Here is a 19,201-nt window from a genome sequence, read left to right on the forward strand (position 1 = left end):
GGCCGCGCGGCTTCACGGTGTGGCCGGTGGGTCGCCGAGCGCGGCCAGCCGGTCGAGGGCGTCCTGTCGCGGCAGCTCCGCGCCCGCGCGATAGGCCGCACGGTAGCCGTCCTCGCCGAGCCGTTCCGTCAGAACGGCGATCAGCGTACGCAGCTCGGGGTCGCCCTCGTCGAGCAGGCCGCGCACCACCGCGCTCATCCCCAGCGCCGCGGCCGCGCCGGCCGGATCGTCCTCCAGCGCCAGCAGCCCGGCCAGCAGCTCCGCCGTCCAGGCCAGGCCGTCCGCATCGCCTTGGGCGAACGTCACCCGGACGACGTGCGGCAGCAGCGCGCGAGCCGCCCCCGCCGCCCCCGCGGCCAGCCGGTTGGCCATCCTGAAGCCGGCGATCGCGTCGCTGGGCAGCCCTTCGGCGGACGGCAGCCGCCGGGCCAGCGCCTCCATCCTGTCCAGCTCCTCGTCGGCCCGCTCCAGGTCCTTCGCGAGGCGGTGCGCGACGGACAGGGACGCCCGCATGTTCGTCTCGATCCGCCGGTGACCCCGCTGCTTGGCCAGGTGCAGGGCGGCGTGGATGTCGCGCAGGGCGCCCTCCAGGTCCCCGGCGTTCATCCGCTCCCTGGCGAGCCTGGTCTTGGTCCAGTAGAGGTGCATCTCCGTGCCGAGCTCGGAGCCGACCGCGACGGCCCGCTCCGCGACGGCGACGGCCTGGTCGTGCTCGGCCCGCAGGGAGTGGTCGCGGCTGATGCGGAGCAGGCTCATCACCAGGCCCCAGCGGTCGCCGACCGTCTCGAAGCCGCGCAGCGCCTCCTGGCGGGCCTCGGTGCCGGTCAGCAGGTCGCCCTGTTCCACCCGTACGTGGTCCCGTGTCCAGAGCACGCTGGCCCGCACCCACGGATCGGGGGAGCTCAACGCCTGCCGCACCTCGGCCTGGACGAGGTCGGAATCGGCCGCCTCGGACGCCAGTTGCACCATCCGCAGCATCGGCACCGACGGATGGTAGGCCAGCGTCGCCGCCGAGCTCTCCTCCATGCTCCGGTCGCCGGCCAGCAGCGGGCCGGCCGCGCCCTGCACCACGCCGAAGGCGGCGCGCACGTGCCGGGGGAGCGCGTCGCCGAACGCGAGGACCTCGGCCACCGCGCTCGCGTACTGGGTGGTCATGCCTCTGAGCCCCCAGTGCCAGAGCAGCGACCTGACGAACCTGGCCGCCGTCGGCGCGTCCCCGGCGTCCATGGCCGTCCGCAGCCCCAGGGCCAGGTTGTCGTACTCGGCGTCGAAGACGTCCAGCGCGCGGAGCTGGTCTCTGGTACGCAGCAGCGGCTCGTGCTCCTCGGCCAGCGCCAGGAAATAGCCGGTGAAACGCGCGGAGACGTCGTCGCCCGACGCGGTGAGCCGGGCGGCCGCGTACGCCCTGATGGTCTCCAGCATGCGGTAGCGGTCGCCGGCCTGCTGGACGATGGACTTCTCGACGAGGGCGCCGGCCACGTACAGGACGTCGTCCGCCGGAAGGGATTCATCCGCGCAGACCGCCTCCAACGCGGCCAGACTCGCCCCTCCCGGGAACGCCGACAGCCGGCGCGCCAGCACCCGCTCCGGCTCGTCCAGCAGATCCCAGCTCCACTCGACCATGGCCAGCAGCGTGCGCTGACGCGGCAACGCGTTCCTGCTCCCCGAGGTCAGCAACCGGAACCGGTCGTCCAGCCGGCGCGCGATCTGCGCCACGCTCATCGAGCGCAGCTTGGCCGCGGCCAGCTCCAGGGCCAGCGGCATGCCGTCGAGCCCCCGGCAGATCTCCACCACGGCCTCCACCGTGGAGTCGTCGAGCGTGAAACCCGGCCGGACGCTCGCCGCCCGGTCGGCGAACAGGCGCACCGCGCCCGCCGCGGCCGCCTCCGCGAGCTCCGGCTCGCCCGCGGGCACCTCCAGCGGGCCGAGGTGGCACAGCGACTCCCCGGTGATCGCCAGCGGCTCCCTGCTGGTGGCCAGGATCCTGAGCTGCGGCAGCCGTTCCAGCAACCGGCCGGCCAGCTCCGCCGCCGCCTCGACCAGGTGCTCGCAGTTGTCCAGCACCAGGACGGCGTCGCCGACGTCGAGCCGCTCGGCCATCAGCTCCACGGGATCGGCCTGCGGCTGCCCGCCGAACCGGCCGCCGAGCGCGCCGAGCACCGCGTCGGCGAGCTGGTCCGGCGCGCCGGCGCCGGCCAGCGGCACGAACCAGACCCGGCCGCGCTGATAGGCCCGGTCGCGGGTCGCCGCCTCCAGCGACAGCCGCGTCTTGCCCGCGCCGCCCGGCCCGACGATCGTGACCAGCCGGGCGGCGGCCAGCAGCCCGGCGAGCTGGTCCAGCTCGTTCTCCCTGCCGATGAAGCTGGTCAGCCGCGCGGGGAGCCGGCTCGCCGCCGCCTCCGGCTGCGCGACCGGCCGGTCGAGCTCGCCGCGGAGCAGCGCGAGATGGACCTCTCGCAGCTCGGGTGACGGGTCGACGCCGAGCTCCTCGCTCAGTCTGCCGCGGATCTCCTCGTACGCCGCCAGCGCCTCCGACTGGCGGCCCGCCGCGGAGAGGGCGCGCATCCGCAGCTCGGCCAGCCGCTCGCGGAGCGGATGCGCGGCGGCCGCCTGGCCGAGATCCGCCAGCGCCTCGGCGTGCCGGCCCAGCCGCAGCTCGGCGTCGAACCGGTCTTCCGTCGCCGCCACCCGCAGCTCGTCCAGCCGCGTGGCGGCGTTGCGCGCGAACGGCGCCTCCAGCACGTCCGCCAGCGCCGAGCCCTGCCACAGGTCGAGGGCCGCAGCGCTCAGCGCGGCCGCCTCCTGGAACCGGCCCGCCGCCAGCTCCCGCCTGCCCCGCCCGGCGAGCTCCTCGAACCGGTGGACGTCCACGTCCCCGGGCCCCACCGGCACCCGGTAGCCGCCCGCCACCAGCTCCACCGTCCCGGCCCCTGCCAGGGATTTGCGCAGCCGCGACACCAGCCCCTGCAACGCGGCCGCCGCCCCGGACGGCGCCTCCGCGCCCCACAGGTCGTCGAAGAGGGCGTCGGCGGACACCGGACGGCCCGCCTCCAGGGCGAGCCTGGCCAGCAGCATCCGCAACCGGGCGCCGGCGATGCCGACCGGCCGCGCGTCGTCGCCGTAGACCTGAACCGGGCCGAGCAAGACAATTCGCACGCTGACAGCGTGCCATGCCCGCCACCGACGATCTAACGTTCCTACGGCCTGGTGGCGTGGACGTAGTACAGCAGGTAGGGCAGCTCGCCTTCGGACTCCACCTGGAAACCGGCGTCGGGGATCATGGTGCCGAGCAGGTCGCGGGGGCTGTGCCGCATGGCGGGGCCGGTGAACAGCCCGATGAGGCCCTGGGCCAGGTGGTTGCGCGGCGGGCGGAACTCGCCGATGAGCAGCCGGCCGCCGGGACGCAGCACCCGGAACATCTGGCGCAGCGCCTCAGGCCGGGCATCGGCCGGGATGTGGTGCACGGCGAGGCTGGAGACCACCAGGTCGAACGAGCCGTCGGGAAACGGCGGCGCCTGGCCCTCGCTGAGCACGTACGTGCAGTTGGACGGGGCGTGCCGGGTGGCATAACCGATCATCGCCGGGGACGGGTCGAGGCCCGTGACGTGGCCGTCGGCGGTGACGGCCCTGGAGAGGATGCGGCTGAGGTAGCCGGTGCCGCAGCCGACGTCCAGCACGCGGTCGCCCGCTCGCGGCCGGCCGGCGGCGGCCAGGCGGGTGAAGGCGGCGCGACGGCCTCCGGCGAAGGCGATGGAGACGAAGAGCTCGTAGGCCCGGGGGTAGTCGATGGTGCCGCCCGCGTCGGCATGGTCGTGTTCCGCGTGATCGGCGTGGTTGTGCAGCAGCTTTCCGAGTCCCATGGATCTCTCCTCTGATGCTGAACAAGGTGTTCGTTAACGAATAATCCGTTCATAATGGAGAGGGAGTCAACGGGCAGTACGGCCACGCTGTGCCGAACTGAACAGAAAGCGGGAAAGTGTCCGGAGACAGGCGGGTGCGACGTACGCGGCGGATCGTCCAGGAGGCGCTGGTGGCGCTGATCCTGGAGAAGGGCTACGACGCGGTGAGCGTCACCGACATCATCGAGCGCGCCGACGTGGGCCGGTCCACGTTCTACTCGCACTTCACCGACAAGCAGGACGTGCTGTTCAGCAACCTCGACGAGCTCGGCTTCCTCCACCCTGAGCCATCCACTGGGCCGGGGGAGCTTTTCGCGTTCAGCCTGCCGATGTTCGAGCACGTACGCGAGCAGCGTCAGCTCGTACGGGCGCTGCTGGGCCGGCGCAGCGGCGGGCTGGTGCTCGCGCGCGGCGAGCAGTTGCTCGCCGCCGTCGTCAGGCACGAGCTCAGCGCCCCGGGCGGCCGGGCGCCGGACTCGCTCGACCTGCTGGTGACGTGCGTGGTCGGGGCGTTCATGGGGCTGCTGCGGTCGTGGGTGGACGGCGAGACCAGCGCCTCGCCCGCCGAGCTGGACGCCGCCTTCCGCGCGGCCGTCGGGCCTGGTGTGCGAGCGGCGCTGGACCAGCGGTGACGAGTTATGGGCGGATCGCGCCGAGGGGCGGTTGCTTATGGGCGGATCGCGCCGAGGAGGCGGTTGCGCCAGTAGCCGTCGAGAGCGACCACCTTGACGACGTCCCCGGTCTGCGGGGCGTGGACCATCTTCCCGTTGCCCGCGTACATGCCCATGTGCCCGAGCCCCTTGCTGAACAGCAGGTCGCCGGGCTGCAGCGCGTTCAGGGGGACGCGGCGGGCGGCGCCCCAGCTCCACTGCGTCCAGGTGGTGCGGGGTAACGAGACCCCCGCGGAGCGCCAGGCGGCCTGGGTCAGGCCCGAGCAGTCGAAGGAGCCCGGGCCCGTGCCGCCGTACCGGTAGGGCTTGCCGACCTGGGCGAAGGCGAACTGGAGTGCCGCCCGGGCGTTGCCCGAGGCGGAGCCGGTGTACGTGATGCCCGTGCTGCGGGGATTGCCCGTCTGGAACGCGCCCAGCCTGCGCAGGATCCGGGTCTGCTCGGCGACCAGCTTGTCGACCTTGGCCTTCTGGCCGCGTACCTTGTCGCGGGCCGCGTCGGCCTCCGCCAGCACCGTCCGGGCCGCGTCGCGCCTGTCGCGCAGATCCTTGGTGGCCGCCTCGAAAGCGCGCAGCTTCGCCGCCCTGCTCTGCGCCATCTGGTCGAGCGAGGCCATGCCGCCCAGGATCGCCTCCGGGCTGCCCTGGGCGACGAACCGCTCCCAGCCCTGGTAGCCCGCCTGGTAGTCGCTGACCGCCGCCGTGACGAGATCGCGCCGCAGGGCCTCCGCCTGCGCGTCCTTCTGCCCGACCTCGGCATTGAGCACGTCGTACTTCGTCTTGGCGGTCTTGTGCGTCTCGGTGGCCTGGTTGTACTGCTCGACCACCTTGTCGGCCTGTTCGTTCAGCTTGACCAGCTTGGCCCTGGCCTGGGCGGGCGACGGATCGGCCGCGGCCGCGCCGGGGTTGGCGAGCAACGTGGCCGATGCCAGGGTGATGGCCACTGCTGTTCGTCCAAGCCTTTTCGGCACGGTCACTACGATGTCTCCTCGTAAGTCATCAGATCTGGGGCGAGATCGTACAGCAGATCGGGGTGCCTTCGTCCTGGCCGGAGCGGTTCTTCGGGGCGGGCATTGCTTACTAAGCCGGGTAGCGGATGGTGCGGGCGGCTCATGTGTAGATACGCGCATCGGACCGGGTGCGTTCACTTGTTTTCGGTCAGGTGGTGATGGGCAGGCCGGCGGCGGCCGCCGCGTCGAACGCGTCGTCGATGAGCACGACGCTCCGGCCGGCCCTGGCCAGCAGCGAGGCCGCGACGGTGGCGCGGTAACCGCTGCCGCAGTGCACCCAGATCGCGCCCTGCGGGATCTCCTCGATGCGTCGTTCGAGGTCGGGGAGCGGGATGTGGGTCGCGCCGCCGATGTGGCCGGCCCGCCACTCGTTGCCCAGACGCACGTCCAGAACCACCTCAGGCGCAGGTACGGCCGGGCTCGCCCCGGGCGCTCGCGTGGCCGGGCTCAGCTGGGGCGCTCGCGTGGCCGGGCTCGCGCCAGGTGCTTGTGCGGCCGGGCTCGCGTCAGAGTCGTGTGCGGTGTCGGGGAGAGCGTTCGCCAGGTCCGCGAAGGTCGCGGTGGGGAGGCTGCGGAGCTGCGCCGGGTCGGCGGCGAGGTCGCGGGGCCGGCCCGTCGCGGCCGAGGCGACCCGGTCGATGCCGATGCGGGCCAGCTCACGCTGGGCGGCGGCGATCTCCTCCGGCCTCTCGCCGATCAGGGTGACGGGGGAGCCCCAGGCGGCGAGCCAGCCCAGCCAGGTGGACAGCGACCCGTCCAGGCCGAGCCCGATCGTCCCGGCCAGGTGGGAGGCCGCGTACGCCGTACGGTGCCGCAGGTCGATCACCCATTCGCCGGCGTCGAGCCGTTCGCGCAGGTCATGGGCGTCGGGGCGCGCGGGAGGGCGGAGGTCCACCGGCTCAGGGCCGGTCAGGTTGACGGCGCCCACGTGGGCGTAATAGGCGGGGTACGCGTCCAGCCCCGCCAGCGTCTCGGTCACGAAGTCGTCCTCGGCCAGGCGCAGTGCCGGGTTGCTCCGGCTTTCGCGTTCGATGGTGGAGGCGTCGCCCGAGGGCTGGCCGCCCGAGGCTCGGCCGGCCGAGCAGAAGCTGCCGAACCCATGCGTGGGCCAGATCGCCGCACCGCCGGGCAGCAGGCCGGCGAGCTTGCGCGCGGAGGCGTGCTGCTCCCTGGCCAGGGCCTCGGTGTGCTGGTCGCCGAGCAGGTCGGTACGGCCGGTCGCGCCGATCAGCAGGGACCCGCCGGTGAAGACGCCTTCGGCCCCGGCCGGGCGGTCCAGGACGTAGGAGAGGTGGTGGAAGGTGTGGCCGGGCGTGGCCACCACGCGCAGCCGCAGCGCCGGTGACACCTCGACGGTGTCGCCGTCGGCGAGCGGCGTGTGGTCGAACGTCGCCTTGTCCGCCGCCGCGATCCCGTACCGGGCGCCGGTGAGCCTGGCCAGCTCCAGGCCGCCGGAGACGTAGTCGTTGTGCAGGTGCGTTTCGACGATGTGCGTGATGCGGACGCCGAGGCGGCCCGCCAGGGCCAGGACGCGGTCGACGTCGCGTTGCGGGTCGGCCACGACCGCCGTCCGGCCGTCGGTGGCCAGATAGCTGTGATCCCCCAGAGACGAGGTCTCGATGACGTGTACGCCGTTGCCGCTCACACCTGCTCCACTCGCTCGCCTGAACCCCCGGTCGTCCTGCTGCCCGGATATCGCATTACTATCATGCATAGTTGATACTTGGCGCAGGGGGCCAGGAGACGGTTCGGCTCGCTCGGGGTCCAGTACTAGCGGGGTATGCATGAGTGCGCCGGTGGCGTCACTTGGTCAGCTCGTAGAGCTGCGACACCCGGCTGCCTTGCCTGGCGTACACCCACACCCGGGTGGTTCCGGGCACCGGCGCGATATCCATGATCTCGGTCGGCCCCTCGGGCAGCGGATGCTCGCTCCACCGCCCGTCCTTGACATGCAGCAGGTACGGCCGGCGACCCTGGACGGGGTTGGCCGCGATCCACACCCCTCCCTCTGCGTCCGCCCGCGCAACGGTCAGCGCGGTCCCGGGCAGCGGGCGCTCCACCCGTCTCCACTGCCCGCCCTCCCAGTGCAGGACCACGCCCTCCTTCGCCACGTGGTGCATGCACGCCCAGGCTTCTCCACCAGGACCGAACCCACGGCCCAGGCGTCATCACGAGCGGGTACGGCCAGGGCCTGGATCGAGAACCGCGGCCACCCCGTACTGACGCAGCCCGCGGTGGCGGGGCTGGGGGACGGAGCCGAGACCTGGGGCAACGGGTGAACGCTCCACCGCGAACCTTCCCACCGGATGGCCTGGGTCGCGCCGTCCGCCTGCTGGATCGCCCAGACCTGTCCCGGCCCGGAAGCGGCGACCCGCTCCAGCCACGCCGACCCCACCTCACCCTCGGGGTTCCGCATCGGCTTCCACTCGGCCCCATCCCACCGGTGCAGGTACCACCCGCCGACCTCGGCCAGCCACGCCTCTCAGCTCCCCGTACTTGTGCTGTCCGGTGGCGATCCACACGAACGTCAAACGCTCGTGGTAGGGGATCGGCCCCAGGTCCAGTGATTCCATCGGCGAGCCCCCGATAGCACGGCAGTCCCGACGTCGTGGTCGAGTGTGTCATGGTACCTGCCGCTTCCGTGGCCGCACCCGCTGCCCGCCGGCCCTGACGCCGGTGGGCAGTGGCATGCCTGCTCCTGGCCCTTTCGCGGTCGGTCAGGCGGCGCGGCCGATCTTGAGTGCGGCCGCGGTGTCCACGACGCGGCGGGCCTGGTGGCGGGCCGCCTGCAGGATCACCTCGCTGGGCGGGCCGTCGCCGACGACGTGGGAGGTGCCGTACGGGTTGCCCGACTGAAACTGGATGGGGTCGGTGTAGCCGGGAGGCACGATGATGCCGCCCCAGTGGTAGAACGTGTTCCCGAGCGCCAGGAGGGTGGACTCCTGTCCGCCGTGGGCGGTGTTGGAGGCGGTGAAGGCCGAGTACACCTTGTCCGCGAGCTTGCCCTGGAACCACAGGGGGCCGGTGGTGTCGATGAACGCCCTGAGCGGACTGGCCGGGTTGCCGAAGCGGGTGGGGGTGCCGAACAGCACCGCGTCGGCCCAGTCCAGGTCGTCGAGCCCGGCCTCGGGGACGCCGGCGGTGTCCTGGAGGTGCTGGGCCCACTCCGGCCTGGTGCTGATCGCCTCCGGCGGGGCGAGCTCGGCGACCTTGCGCAGCCGCACGTTCGCGCCGGCCTTCTCCGCGCCCTCGGCTACGGCCTGCGCCAGGGTGTGCACGGTGCCTGTGGCACTGTAGTAAATGATCGCGACGTTCACGGGTTCCATGTCCGGGTTTCCTTCCTCAGGATTCGTGGCAGCAGTACGACGACATGGCTCCGCGGAGTGTGAGGTGACGCGCAGACCTCACAGTTCGGCGCGATGTCTCGTCGAACGGGAGTGAGGGACGATCCGACCAAGAAAGCCGGCGACACCGTGAGCAACTCAACCGACGACCATCCCGATCCGGGCCTGAGCGCGATCATGAGCGAGCGACGTCAGCTGATCAACCTCGCCTACCGGCTCCTCGGCTCCCTGGCCGACGCCGAGGACGTCGTACAGGAGACGTATGTCCGCTGGTACGCCATGTCCCGGCAGCAGCAGGAGGACATCGTGTCCCCCGGCGGCTGGCTGACGACCGTCGCCAGCCGCATCTGCCTCGACCTGCTCGGCTCCGCACGGGCCAGGCGCGAGCGCTACGTCGGTGAATGGATCCCCGAGCCGCTGCCCGGCCGTACGGAATGGGTCAGCGGCACCCCGGCCGACCCGGCCGACCGGGTCACCCTCGACGAGTCGGTCAACATGGCCTTCCTCGTCGTGCTCGAATCGATGACCCCGGCCGAGCGCGTCACGTTCGTCCTGCACGACGTCTTCCGCTACACGTTCGTGGAAGTGGCCGAGATCGTCGGCCGCACGCCGGCGGCCTGCCGCCAGCTCGCCTCCTCGGCCCGCCGTCGCATCCGCGCGTCAGAAGGTCCCTCCGCGGCCTCCGCGACCCCCGCCGCCCAGCGCGCCGGGATCGTCAGGGCCTTCAAGCAGGCCTGGGAGGCCAAGGACATCGACGCTCTCATCGGCCTGCTGGCCCCCGACGCGTCGGCGACCGGCGACGGCGGCGGGCGCGTCAGTGCCGAGCTCCGCCCGGTCGTGGGCGCCGAGCAGATCGCGCGCTTCTACGCCGATCGGGCCGGCGCGGCGTTCGACATGACGATCCTGGAGACCACGGTCAACGGTCAGCCCGGTCTGATGGCTCAGGTGGACGGCGTCACCATGTCGGTGCTGGCGTTCGACATCGCGGGCGACCGGATCCAGCGCATCTGGGCGGTGCTCAACCCCGACAAGCTCCGGCCTTGGACGGCGAACTGACGCCCGTGCCCTGTCCTCGTCCGCCCAGCGCCCGGACCGTCACGACACCGAACGCGCCGGGCCTGCCGGACGGTGTCCGCGCGTGGAGCGGCTCTCGAACGCGCCGGGCCTGCCGGCGGGTCAGCGCTTGGAGCGGCTCTCGACCGCACGGCTCCGGAACGTCTGCGCTCCCGCCCGTTGCACCGCCGCCTTGACCAGGCCGAAGATCGCGCCTTGGATCGTGGCCGCGACGAGGATCTCCGTCCAGCCGCGCCCGAGGTCATCGGCGTCCGGCGCGTCGTCCTGGCCCGACGCCTGCTTCCACACCCGTTTGAAGAGCGCGGCCGCGAGCGTGGCGCTCAGCAGGCTCATTCCCAGCGACAGGGCTTTCTCCACCGGGGCCATGTTCGTTCCTTCCGTACGAGTGGTGTGTGCCAATGCCCCGTGTCACGCTCCTAAACACGCGGTTCGGACAGGTCGCGTGCCTACGATGGCCTCGTGGATCTCCAGCAACGGGCGGTGCCTGCATGGACGTGCTGAGCAGCCGCGTGCTGCTGCGGCCCGTCGATCCCGGGCGCAGCCGCCGCTTCTACGCCGAGACGCTCGGCCTGGCCGTGTACCGGGAGTTCGGGCCGCCGGACGCGCCCGGCACGGTGTTCTTCCTGGGCCAGGGATTTCTGGAGGTCTCCGGGAAGGCCGAGTCCCCGGTCAGTGGCGGGCCGTCGATCTGGCTCCAGGTACGCGACGTCCGGCGCGAGGAGGAGCGGCTGCGGCGGGAGGGCGTCCCGATACTCCGCGAGGCTTCGGTGGAGCCCTGGGGGCTGATCGAGATGTGGATCGCCGACCCCGACGGCCACCGGATCGTCCTGGTGGAGATCCCGTCCGATCATCCGCTGCGGCGCGACACCCGGGCGATGTGACCCACGTCATACCGTGACCGGTTGAATCTCACATCTGTGGCAGGTCCTATGTTCGAGGCATGAACGACACGAAAACCCCCATCGCTCTCTACGGTTTCCTCCGCCCCAAGCCCGAGCGCGCAGCCGAGGTCAAGGACCTGCTCGCCGCCCTCGTGGAGCCCACCCGGCAGGAGGCGGGCAACCTCGCGTACCACCTGCACGAGCAGCAGGACGGCCGCCTCTTCCTGTACGAGGTGTGGCGCTCGCAGGAAGACCTGGACCGGCACAACACCCTCTACCCGTCGCTGCGCGACTTCCTGGACAACGTGCTCGACTACCTCGAAGACCTCCCCGAGGGCTATTTCGACACCATGATCAGCCCCTATCCGAGCTCGGACGGCACCCGCTGAAGATTCTTTCCGCCGCCATGTAGAGAACGCGCAGACGGCTCCGACTCCCCGATGAAAGAACGAGAAGCAGCCCACGGCAGGAGTCAGTAAATGAGCAAGGTCACCTGTGACATGGCGATGTCCCTCGACGGATTCGCCGCCGGTCTCAACCAGAGCCTGGAGAACCCGTTCGGCGAAGGGGTCGGTGACAGCCTCACCCGGTGGATGTTCGAGGAGCCGGAGGCCAATGCGGAGGTCATCGAGGCGATCACGGCGGCGGGGGCGTTCATCATGGGCCGCAACATGTTCAGCCCCGGCCGGGGCGACTGGGACCTGGACTGGACGGGCTGGTGGGGGGACGAGCCCCCGTACCACGCGCCGGTCTTCGTCCTGACGAACCACGTGCGCGAGCCGGTGCGGATGGGCGGCGGGACGACGTTCACGTTCGTGACCGACGGGCCCGAGGCGGCGCTGGAGCAGGCGCGCAAGGCGGCCGGCGACGACGACGTCTCGATCGCGGGCGGCGCGCACACGGTGAACCAGTATCTGGCGGCCGGGCTGATCGACGAGTTGCGGGTGCACATCGCGCCGGTGGTGCTGGGGGCGGGGGAGCGGTTGTTCGAGGGCGTGGGGCGCCTCGCGCTCGAACCGGTGAAGGTGGCGGGCACCGGCCTGGTCACCCACGTGACCTACCGCGTGACCCGGTAGCACCCCCGGGTCACGCGGCCGGTCACCCCATCCGCCGCACCCCGCCCGCGATCCAGCCAGGAGGCCGGGTCGTGCTGCGCGGTCGTGCGGCGGTCAGGGCTTCTTGGGCTTCGGCTTGTCCGCCGGGGCCTGCTGCACCTGGTCGGCGGGCGGGGTCTCGACCGTCACGGCCGTGCCGAAGCCGGTGATGTCCATGACGAGGCCCTTCCCGTCGCCGAAGGTGACCTCCAGACGCCGGACCCGGCCCTGGTCGTCCACGTCGACGTTGCCGGTGACCGCCTCCAGCGTGAACGCGAACCGCAGGCCCGCCCAGCCCGGCCCCGAGGCGGAGCCGCTCTCACTGACGCCGGTGGCCGAGCGGAGCCGTTCCAGGGCCGCCTGGGGGTCCAGCGGAGCCAGCTTGACCAGGGCGACGGCCGGCGGCGCGGCCGCCATCTCCGCGTCGTTGCGCGGAGCCACCGTCCACTTCGCCTCCCCCGGATCCTTGCCGTACATCAGGTCGCCGATGAAGCGGGTCTCGGCCCCGTCCCCGGTCCTGGTGATGACGCCCACCCGCTGGGCCGGGTCGAAGGCGCCCTCGAAGGTCTTCGGGCCGGACACGGTGTGGATGCGGTAGCTCTCCTGGCCGGTGTTCTCGACCGCGGCGACCACCTGGGCCTGGGCCGAGGACTGGGCGCCGGGCAGCAGCACCACGACCGCCGCGGCCACGGCCACCACGAGCGCGGCGGCGGCCCCCAGCGACGCGACCGGCAGGGAAATCCTGCGGCGCCGCGGCGGCGCCGGCAGGAGGTCGATCCCCGCAGGCCGGTCCTCGGTCGCCCGGATGAGCAGGGTACGGAGTTCGTGTTCGGTCATGGACGGCTTCTCGTGCCGGCGTCCCACCGGACTCGACTTGGTCATGGACGGCTCCTCGTCTCGGTGTCTCACCGGATCCCACTCCCTTCCTCCTCGATTCGGTTGACCAGCGCGCCCGGCGGGATCAGCCGCCGCATCGCCCGCAGGCCCCGATGCGTGTGGGTCTTGACCGAGCCTGCCGAGCAGCCCATCAGGCCGGCGACCTCCGACTCCGGCAGGTCCGCGAAGAACCGCAGCACCAGGGCCGTACGCTGCCTGACCGGCAGCTTCGCCAGCGCCCCGCGCACGTCCTCGGCCACCGCCCCCGCCTCGCCCACGTCGGCCGGATCGGGCAGATCGGGCAGCTCGGCCCGCGGGATCTCCCGCCGCCACCGCGCCCGCCACCATGATCGGTAGGTGTTCACCATGATGCGCCGCAGGTAGGCGTCCGGGTCGCTGCTGGTGTCCAGGCGCGGCCACACCCGATATAACCGGCTAAGGCAGGACTGCACCAGGTCCTCGGCGGTGTGCCAGTTCCCGGTGAGCAGGACCGCCGTCCTCAGGTGGTGGTCACCCCGCCGGCGTACGAAATCCACGAACTCCGCGTCCACCCGGGCTCCTCTCGTCGGTGACAGCCACCCCTGTCACGCCCCGGGACCGGCCCCCGGTTGACCGGAGAGTGCGATTACCGCACCGGATACCCGGGACGGTCAGCCGGGAGCCGGGCGATGCTCGATGAGCAGCAGCGCGATGTCGTCGGCGCGCCTGCCGGTGTGCGGGGCGTGGTTGACGAGCAGGTCGCAGAGCTCGTGCACGGGCTCGTACTCGGCCCGGGTCAGATGGCCCGCGAGGTCGGCGATGGCGACGTCCAGGTCGATCTCGGGCGTCTCGACCAGGCCGTCGGTGTAGAGGGCGAGCAGGGCTCCCGGCGGGAACGGCGCTTCGAGCGTCGGATAGTCGGCGTCGGGGTCGACGCCCAGGAGCAGGCCGGCCGGCACGTCGATGATCTCGGCGGGCATGTTCGGCGGGCGCAGCAGCGGCGGCAGGTGTCCCGCGCTGGCCACGCAGAGCGTGCGCAGCTGCAGGTCGAAGTGCACGAGCAGGCAACTGGTGAACAGGTCCGTGTCCACGTCGATGAGCAGCCGGTTGGTGTGCTTGAGCACCTCGCCGGGGTTGGCGCCGGCGACGGCGTGGGCGTGGATGGCGGTACGCACCTGTCCCATGAGCGCGGCGGCCGTCATGTTGTGCCCCTGGACGTCGCCGATGACGGCCGCGGCGGAGGTGTCGTTCAGGCGGATCAGGTCGTAGAAGTCGCCGCCGATGCCCACACCGCGGTTGGCGGGCACGTACCTGGCGGCCACCTCCAGATCGGGGAACTCGGGCAGGCTGTTGGGCAGCAGCGTCTCCTGGAGGCTGTGGGCGAGCCGGTCCTTGGTGTCGTAGAGCAGGGCGCGGTCGAGGGCCTGGGCCGTCAGCCCCGCCAGGGCGGTGAGGCTGGCGCACTCCTCGGCGGTGAACACGTGCGGCTGCCCGAAGGCGAGCACGAACGTGCCGACGATCTCGTCGGAGACCATGAGCGGCAGGAACGCCCAGGCGGCCATCTCGTCGCGGTGCATCACGTCCGGGTGGGCCTGGCGCATCTCGTCGAAGTCGGCGAAGAAGGCCGGCTCGCGGGTGCGCAGAACGTGCTCGGCGGGGGTGTCCGAGGTCAGCGGCAGGCCGTCGAACCGGTCGAGGACCTCACTTTCGTAGCCGTGTGAGCCGACGATCTTCATCCGGCGGCCCTCGGCGATCAGGATCGCCATGGCCTGCACCTTGAACACCGGCATCACATGGTCGGCGACCAGCTCGACGATCTCGCGCACGTTGAGCGCCCTGGTCAGCGCCGCGGCCATGTGCAGGAAGTTGTAGTAGGCATCCGCCTTCGCCAGCCCGCCGGACCCGGGCTGCGGCTGCCGCCGGTGCGGATGATCGTCCAGGGTGGGCGTCATGCGCAGGCTGATGCCGGTCGGATCCGGATAGAGGTGGATGTCCAGCGCGCTGCCGTCGGGCCGCCGGGCCGTGCACGACGTGGTCTCCTGGCTCACGACCGCGGCGCGGCAGCGATCTTCGAACACGGGGTCCTTCAGCCAGGACGCCGCCTCCCACAGCGGCCTGCCCAGCAGGCCGGTGACGTCGCCGCCGAGCAGGTCGGCCGCCGTGACGCTGACGAAGGTGATGCGGCCCTCCAGGTCCAGCGCGAGGCAGCCCTCGCGGAGCCGGTCGAGGTAGCAGGCCGCGGCGGAGGCGTCGTGCGGGTCCTGAGGCCGGTCCTGCGCCGGATCGAGGACGCGGGGTTCGTCTCCCGGCAGCCGCGGATCGCCGCTCTCGGCCGCCTGCCGCAGCAGCTCGCCCAGTTCGGCGCAGGCGCGTTCGATGGCCTCGCGCTCGCCGGGATCCAGCTCGTACGGGTGCGAGGCCGGCCAGAGCAGCACCACCGAGCCCCACACGTGCGAGTCCGTCATGATCGGCGCCGCCGCGGCGGTGAACTGGTACGGCAGGGCCAGCGCGGTCGCGGGGAAGCGGCAGGCCAGCTCCTGGTGGCTGGGCACCCAGACGAACTGCCGGCGGCGGGCGGCGGCGGCCACGGGAACACCGGCCGTCAGCCGGACCCTGGACCACGGCTTGACGATCTGGGCCGGCAGGCCGACCTCCGCGTCCATGTACAGGACCTCGTCCGACTCGGCCAGGAGATAGCTCGCGGCGATGTGCGCCCCCGCGTCACGGGCGGCACGGATCAGCACTTCGTCCGACTCCGAGGCGTACCGCGGGTCGGCCCCGCCGGCGTCACCCTGCACGGGCCTACCCCGCTCCACCCTGCGGAGACGTCGGTACACAACCTCCGGGACCGGCCATGGGTCAACTGTAAGTGCGCATAACCGGAGCAAGGGCGCCCATTGCTGGATTCTGATGACTAAGTGGCAGGAACATGGGCTTTTCCCGACGCCCCCATGAGGTCCGCAACACGGTCGCCCCCTGCGGAGGCCGATGATCTGCGCACCCGGCCGGTGAACCGTTGCCCGTGGAGCGGCGTATCCCCGTACATGGGATCTGGTGCGGTCCTGCGGGTGTGGGCGTGCGCGGCCGGGGCCGTCCTGGCAGGTGTGGTGGTGCTGGTGGTCGCGCTCCGGTTCGGCGGCGGCATCGTCGAGACGGAGATCGCCGGGCTGCCCAGCGCCGGGCCGTTCACCGACTGGGGCCTGCCGGTGGCGCGGTTCTGCGTCAACCTGTGCGCGGTCGGCTGCCTGGGAACCCTGCTGGCCGCCGCGGTCCTCGCCCCCGCCACCTCGCCCGAGTCGGCCGGCTGCACCCGCGCGGCCGGTTGGTGGGCGCTCGGCTGGGCCGCCAGTGCCGCCATGAGCTACCTGCTGACCGTGTCCAGCATCATCCCGATGCCGCTCGCCGACCTGCTCGCCTTCCGTGAGCTGCTGAGCTTCGGCGCGTCCAGCCCGCAGGCCCAGGCCATGCTGCTGGTGCTCGCCCTGGCCACGGTGCTGGTGCCGCTCACCCTGCTGCCCCGGGTGCCCGGCTGGGTCCGGCTGGCGACGGCGGCCTTCGCGATCCTGCCGCCCTCGTACGTGGGCCACGCCGCCTCCTCCGGCGACCACGATCTCGCCGTCTCCGCCCTGCTGTCACACGTGCTGGCCGTGTCGATCTGGGTCGGCGGGCTGGCCGCCGTGCTCGTCCACTTCCGGCGTTCCGGCGACCTCGCGCTCGTGCTGGCCAGGTTCAGCACGATCGCCCTGTGCTGCTTCGCGGCGGTCGCCGTCTCCGGCCTGGCGGGCGCGTGGGCGCGGCTGAACACGCCCGCCGACCTCTACCAGAGCCGCTACGGCCAGCTCCTCCTGGCCAAGGTCGCCGTCCTCGCGGTGCTGGGCTGGTTCGGCTGGACCCACCGCCGCCGCACAGTCGCGCGGGCGCAGGAGCGGAGCGTGCGCCACACCTTCGCCCGGCTCGCGGCGGGCGAGGTGGTCGTGATGACGGCCGCCATGGGCCTGGCCGCCGCCCTGTCGCGCACCCCGCCGCCCGTCTCCGCCGGCGGCCACGGTGACCAGGCACTCGGGTACGACCTCGCCCCCTTCACCCTCGGCGCCCTCTTCACCGAGGTACGCCCGGACCCGGCGGTCCTGCTCCTCCTGGCGCTGCCCGCGATCGGCTACCTGCTGGGAGTGCGCAGGCTCGCCTCCTGGCCGACGAGCCGCACCCTCGCCTGGTACGCGGGCCTGGCGCTGATCGCGTTCGTCCTGGTCGGCGGGGCCGACGGCTACGCCCGCGCGATGCCGTCCGTCCAGGCGGTCCAGCACGTCGTGCTCTCCGTCGTCGCGCCCGTTCTGCTGTGCCTGGGCGCGCCCGTCACCCTCGTCTCCCGGGCCACCACCGCCACCTCCCAGTACGGGAACGTCGGCGAGCGCCTCCTGGCCTGGCGCGGCACCCACCCCGCGCTCCTGCTGGCCGCCTGCACGCTGCCCGGCCTCCTGCTGTACGGGACAGCCTGGCTGCCCTGGTCCCTGTCGGCCCACGGCCCCCATCTGCTCACCGGGCTGTTGTTCCTGCTCACCGGGCTGCTCACGTTCTGGGTGGCGGCGGGCGTGGACCCGCTGCCGAGACCGTTCCCGCCGGCCGCGAGAGGCTGGCTGCTGGCCGTGGTCACCGTGGTCCAGCTCGCGCTGGGCGCCGCCCTGCTGCTCGGGCCGCCCGTCGCGGCCGGCTGGTACGTCGTGGCGGCGCCCGCGGGGGCGCCCGGCCTGCTCGACGGCCAGCGCCTGGCCGGGGCCGTCTTCGTGCTGCTGCCACTGCCCCCGATCGCGCTGCTGGCCGTCCGGCTGTGGCGGCCGGGCAGGAATACCGCCGGTCGGGTCGCGGGTAGGTACACCGTCGCGGGCCGATAGTCCCGCCCGCCACATGGCTGGCTGTCCGCCTGCCATACGCCCGGAAGTCCTGCCTGCCATACGCCCAGAAGTCCCGCCCGAGACATGCCCGGTAGTCCCGCCTGCCACATGCCCGGTGCCGTGTCGCTCTTGACACACGGCCCGAGCCGCCCGCTATCTTTGTTCATATGAATAGCTCTTCAGATGGCGGGATGCTGGCCATTGACGGTTGCGCCGTCAAGGTCGTCGACGCCGACCGGGTCACCGCCGTGCGCGAGCGGATGCCCGCCACCGGGGACCTGGCCGACACGGCCGACGTGTTCGGGCTGCTCTCCGACCCCAACCGGCTGCGGCTCCTGGTGGCCCTGCTGGACGGCGAGCTGTGCGTGTGCGATCTCGCGGCGGTGACCGGCCAGAGCGAGTCCGCCGTCTCCCACGCCCTGCGGCTGCTGCGCGCGCACCGCATCGTCGCCGCGCGCCGCTCCGGGCGGATGGCGTACTACCGGCTGGAGGACCCGCACGTACGGATGCTGCTCGATCTGGCGCTCGCCCACACCGAGCACACCGACGCCATCCACCCCGAGCGCGACGGGAGCCCGTGATGGGAACGGGACACGGGCATGGGCACGGGCACGCGGGCGGCCGGCACCGCTGGCGGCTCGGCGTCTCCTTCATCCTGATCGGCGCCTTCTTCGTGGTCGAGCTCGGCTACGGCCTGATCTCGGGCTCGCTGGCGCTCATGTCGGACGCCGGGCACATGGCCGCCGACGTGGTCACGCTCGGCGCGGCGCTGGTCGCGACCAGGATCGCCACCCGCCCCGACACCACGGGCCGGCGCAGCTACGGCTCCTACCGGGCCGAGGTGTTCGCGTCGCTGCTGGCCGTCGTGCTGATGCTGGGCGTCGCCCTGTACGTCGTCGCCGAGGCCGTCGGCCGCATCGGCAGGGCCGCCGAGGTCGCCTCCGGGCCGATGATCGTCGTCGGCGCCGTCGGCCTGGCCGTCAACGTGGTCGCGCTCCTGCTGCTGCGCTCCGGCGCGAGCGAGAGCCTCAACGTCAAGGGCGCCTACCTGGAGGTCGTCGCCGACACGGCGGGCTCGGTGGGCGTCATCGCCGCCGGCTGGCTCGTCGCCGCCACCGGCCAGGCGTACTGGGACACCGTCATCGCCCTGGCCATCGGCGTCTTCGTGGCCGTACGCGCCGTCTCGCTCGGCCGCCAGGTGTTCGCGGTCCTGGGCCAGCACGTGCCCGAGGGCGTGGACGCCGGCGCCGTCGCCGCCGACCTGGCCGCGATCGACGGCGTACGCGACGTCCACGACCTGCACCTGTGGACCCTGACCTCCGGCATGAACGTCGCCACCGCCCACCTCGTCACCGTCGACCAGGGCGACAACCACGCCGTCCTCGACCAGGCCCGCGACCTGCTGCGGCAGCGCCACGGCGTCGCGCACGCGACCCTCCAGGTGGAGCCGGCCGACCACAACGGCTGCGACGAGCTCGGCTGGTGAC

At 72.4% G+C, this 19,201-nt stretch carries 19 protein-coding genes; 9 read left to right on the top strand and 10 right to left on the bottom strand.

All coding sequences use genetic code 11. The annotated features are described in order from the left end of the window. Window positions 1-12: 12 nt before the first annotated feature. Both ABEA43_RS35135 and ABEA43_RS35140 read right to left on the bottom strand, forming a co-directional pair. Entirely contained in the window at window positions 13-3,156 is a 3,144-nt protein-coding gene (locus tag ABEA43_RS35135; RefSeq protein WP_345568699.1) for an ATP-binding protein, read from the bottom strand. A gap of 41 nt (window positions 3,157-3,197) precedes the next feature. Continuing rightward, on the bottom strand, window positions 3,198-3,860 hold the full coding sequence (locus ABEA43_RS35140) for a class I SAM-dependent methyltransferase (RefSeq protein ID WP_345568700.1): 663 nt from the start codon (window positions 3,858-3,860) through the stop codon (window positions 3,198-3,200). A gap of 134 nt (window positions 3,861-3,994) precedes the next feature. On the opposite strand from ABEA43_RS35140, the gene ABEA43_RS35145 reads away from it, so the two are divergent. Beyond that, window positions 3,995-4,531: a TetR/AcrR family transcriptional regulator gene (locus tag ABEA43_RS35145; RefSeq protein WP_345568701.1), complete on the top strand. Its 537-nt coding sequence runs from the start codon at window positions 3,995-3,997 to the stop codon at window positions 4,529-4,531. A 35-nt stretch (window positions 4,532-4,566) separates the two neighbouring features. Here ABEA43_RS35145 and ABEA43_RS35150 read toward each other — a convergent pair whose 3' ends face one another. The 3 genes from ABEA43_RS35150 to ABEA43_RS35160 form a co-directional block, all read right to left on the bottom strand. Next, window positions 4,567-5,538, bottom strand: coding sequence for a C40 family peptidase (locus ABEA43_RS35150; protein WP_345568702.1), 972 nt, complete (start codon window positions 5,536-5,538; stop codon window positions 4,567-4,569). Window positions 5,539-5,725: 187 nt separating this feature from the next. Further along, complete coding sequence (locus ABEA43_RS35155) at window positions 5,726-7,222, bottom strand: rhodanese-like domain-containing protein (protein ID WP_345568704.1); 1,497 nt, start codon at window positions 7,220-7,222, stop codon at window positions 5,726-5,728. Window positions 7,223-7,379: 157 nt separating this feature from the next. Then, window positions 7,380-7,697 carry a hypothetical protein gene (locus tag ABEA43_RS35160; protein ID WP_345568706.1) on the bottom strand — a complete coding sequence of 106 codons (318 nt, stop codon included), beginning with the start codon at window positions 7,695-7,697 and terminating at the stop codon, window positions 7,380-7,382. On the opposite strand from ABEA43_RS35160, the gene ABEA43_RS35165 reads away from it, so the two are divergent. Continuing rightward, the gene (locus tag ABEA43_RS35165; protein WP_345568708.1) at window positions 7,689-7,856 is read left to right on the top strand and encodes a hypothetical protein; all 168 of its coding nucleotides are present in this window, start codon (window positions 7,689-7,691) and stop codon (window positions 7,854-7,856) included. The genes ABEA43_RS35160 and ABEA43_RS35165 overlap by 9 nt on opposite strands. A 438-nt stretch (window positions 7,857-8,294) precedes the next feature. On the opposite strand, the gene wrbA is transcribed toward ABEA43_RS35165, so the two are convergent. Beyond that, the gene (gene wrbA / locus ABEA43_RS35170) at window positions 8,295-8,903 is read right to left on the bottom strand and encodes an NAD(P)H:quinone oxidoreductase (protein WP_345568710.1); all 609 of its coding nucleotides are present in this window, start codon (window positions 8,901-8,903) and stop codon (window positions 8,295-8,297) included. A gap of 147 nt (window positions 8,904-9,050) precedes the next feature. On the opposite strand from wrbA, the gene sigJ reads away from it, so the two are divergent. Next, a complete protein-coding gene (gene sigJ, locus ABEA43_RS35175; protein ID WP_345568712.1) occupies window positions 9,051-9,977 on the top strand; it encodes an RNA polymerase sigma factor SigJ in 927 nt (308 codons plus the stop codon). A 120-nt stretch (window positions 9,978-10,097) separates the two neighbouring features. On the opposite strand, the gene ABEA43_RS35180 is transcribed toward sigJ, so the two are convergent. Continuing rightward, window positions 10,098-10,361: a DUF4235 domain-containing protein gene (locus ABEA43_RS35180; RefSeq protein WP_345568713.1), complete on the bottom strand. Its 264-nt coding sequence runs from the start codon at window positions 10,359-10,361 to the stop codon at window positions 10,098-10,100. Between the two features lie 122 nt (window positions 10,362-10,483). On the opposite strand from ABEA43_RS35180, the gene ABEA43_RS35185 reads away from it, so the two are divergent. The 3 genes from ABEA43_RS35185 to ABEA43_RS35195 all read left to right on the top strand — a co-directional run bounded on the left by ABEA43_RS35185 (window position 10,484) and on the right by ABEA43_RS35195 (window position 11,952). Next, complete coding sequence (locus tag ABEA43_RS35185) at window positions 10,484-10,876, top strand: VOC family protein (RefSeq protein ID WP_345568715.1); 393 nt, start codon at window positions 10,484-10,486, stop codon at window positions 10,874-10,876. Window positions 10,877-10,935: 59 nt separating this feature from the next. Next, window positions 10,936-11,265, top strand: coding sequence for a putative quinol monooxygenase (locus ABEA43_RS35190; RefSeq protein ID WP_345568717.1), 330 nt, complete (start codon window positions 10,936-10,938; stop codon window positions 11,263-11,265). Between the two features lie 90 nt (window positions 11,266-11,355). After that, window positions 11,356-11,952 (top strand): dihydrofolate reductase family protein, encoded by a 597-nt coding sequence (locus tag ABEA43_RS35195; protein ID WP_345568718.1) that lies wholly within the window; start codon window positions 11,356-11,358, stop codon window positions 11,950-11,952. Between the two features lie 93 nt (window positions 11,953-12,045). Here ABEA43_RS35195 and ABEA43_RS35200 read toward each other — a convergent pair whose 3' ends face one another. The 3 genes from ABEA43_RS35200 to ABEA43_RS35210 all read right to left on the bottom strand — a co-directional run bounded on the left by ABEA43_RS35200 (window position 12,046) and on the right by ABEA43_RS35210 (window position 15,623). Next, window positions 12,046-12,852, bottom strand: coding sequence for a hypothetical protein (locus ABEA43_RS35200; protein ID WP_345568719.1), 807 nt, complete (start codon window positions 12,850-12,852; stop codon window positions 12,046-12,048). Window positions 12,853-12,875: 23 nt separating this feature from the next. After that, window positions 12,876-13,397: a SigE family RNA polymerase sigma factor gene (locus ABEA43_RS35205; protein ID WP_345568720.1), complete on the bottom strand. Its 522-nt coding sequence runs from the start codon at window positions 13,395-13,397 to the stop codon at window positions 12,876-12,878. Window positions 13,398-13,496: 99 nt separating this feature from the next. Continuing rightward, window positions 13,497-15,623, bottom strand: a complete 2,127-nt coding sequence (locus ABEA43_RS35210; RefSeq protein ID WP_345568722.1) for a SpoIIE family protein phosphatase — start codon at window positions 15,621-15,623, stop codon at window positions 13,497-13,499. 246 nt (window positions 15,624-15,869) lie between these two features. On the opposite strand from ABEA43_RS35210, the gene ABEA43_RS35215 reads away from it, so the two are divergent. From ABEA43_RS35215 to ABEA43_RS35225, 3 genes are all read left to right on the top strand, one after another. Then, the gene (locus tag ABEA43_RS35215; RefSeq protein ID WP_345568724.1) at window positions 15,870-17,714 is read left to right on the top strand and encodes a bifunctional copper resistance protein CopD/cytochrome c oxidase assembly protein; all 1,845 of its coding nucleotides are present in this window, start codon (window positions 15,870-15,872) and stop codon (window positions 17,712-17,714) included. A gap of 167 nt (window positions 17,715-17,881) precedes the next feature. After that, window positions 17,882-18,295 (top strand): ArsR/SmtB family transcription factor, encoded by a 414-nt coding sequence (locus ABEA43_RS35220; RefSeq protein WP_345568725.1) that lies wholly within the window; start codon window positions 17,882-17,884, stop codon window positions 18,293-18,295. Then, window positions 18,295-19,200 (top strand): cation diffusion facilitator family transporter, encoded by a 906-nt coding sequence (locus ABEA43_RS35225; protein WP_345568727.1) that lies wholly within the window; start codon window positions 18,295-18,297, stop codon window positions 19,198-19,200. Before ABEA43_RS35220 ends, ABEA43_RS35225 begins: the two co-directional genes overlap by 1 nt. Window position 19,201: the final 1 nt, after the last annotated feature.

This window comes from Nonomuraea rosea, from assembly GCF_039539705.1.
Classification (GTDB): domain Bacteria; phylum Actinomycetota; class Actinomycetes; order Streptosporangiales; family Streptosporangiaceae; genus Nonomuraea; species Nonomuraea rosea.

Bases quoted from the DNA above. Each gene is read 5' to 3' on its own strand.
- wrbA (WP_345568710.1), bottom strand. From the start codon at position 8,903: ATGGAACCCGTGAACGTCGCGATCATTTACTACAGTGCCACAGGCACC.
- ABEA43_RS35140 (WP_345568700.1), bottom strand. From the start codon at position 3,860: ATGGGACTCGGAAAGCTGCTGCACAACCACGCCGATCACGCGGAACAC.
- ABEA43_RS35225 (WP_345568727.1), top strand. From the start codon at position 18,295: ATGGGAACGGGACACGGGCATGGGCACGGGCACGCGGGCGGCCGGCAC.
- ABEA43_RS35200 (WP_345568719.1), bottom strand. From the start codon at position 12,852: ATGACCAAGTCGAGTCCGGTGGGACGCCGGCACGAGAAGCCGTCCATG.
- ABEA43_RS35180 (WP_345568713.1), bottom strand. From the start codon at position 10,361: ATGGCCCCGGTGGAGAAAGCCCTGTCGCTGGGAATGAGCCTGCTGAGC.
- ABEA43_RS35195 (WP_345568718.1), top strand. From the start codon at position 11,356: ATGAGCAAGGTCACCTGTGACATGGCGATGTCCCTCGACGGATTCGCC.
- ABEA43_RS35160 (WP_345568706.1), bottom strand. From the start codon at position 7,697: ATGCACCACGTGGCGAAGGAGGGCGTGGTCCTGCACTGGGAGGGCGGG.
- ABEA43_RS35215 (WP_345568724.1), top strand. From the start codon at position 15,870: ATGGGATCTGGTGCGGTCCTGCGGGTGTGGGCGTGCGCGGCCGGGGCC.
- ABEA43_RS35185 (WP_345568715.1), top strand. From the start codon at position 10,484: ATGGACGTGCTGAGCAGCCGCGTGCTGCTGCGGCCCGTCGATCCCGGG.
- ABEA43_RS35190 (WP_345568717.1), top strand. From the start codon at position 10,936: ATGAACGACACGAAAACCCCCATCGCTCTCTACGGTTTCCTCCGCCCC.
- ABEA43_RS35220 (WP_345568725.1), top strand. From the start codon at position 17,882: ATGAATAGCTCTTCAGATGGCGGGATGCTGGCCATTGACGGTTGCGCC.